At 44.1% G+C, this 256-nt stretch carries 1 protein-coding gene; it reads right to left on the bottom strand.

Going from position 1 to position 256, the window contains the following annotated elements:
* Nucleotides 1–66: 66 nt before the first annotated feature.
* Nucleotides 67–256, bottom strand: a 190-nt coding sequence (locus CWO84_RS24705) for a hypothetical protein (protein WP_205800398.1), incomplete at its 5' end; no start/stop codon positions are given.

Raw genomic sequence — 256 nt, forward strand, 5'->3', positions numbered from 1 at the left:
AGCGGGAGAAGCGTTTTGATTCAACACTTGGCAACACGTCACCGCGTAGGATTACGCTAACAGTATCTACACTGGATGTTCTGTCCCGTACCCAGGAAATACTTTTTTCTTTAAAAAATCGTCGTCCTTGCCGGTATCAAAAAAATGAAGCAGGCGATCTCTAACATCTACATCACCCCACATATTCGTCAATTGATATGTCTCTATAATTTCCTTATCGGCTGGAAGTGATAGGTCTTCTTGCACCACTCGCCCC

This window comes from Methylomonas sp. Kb3 (assembly GCF_002834115.1).
Classification (GTDB): domain Bacteria; phylum Pseudomonadota; class Gammaproteobacteria; order Methylococcales; family Methylomonadaceae; genus Methylomonas; species Methylomonas defluvii.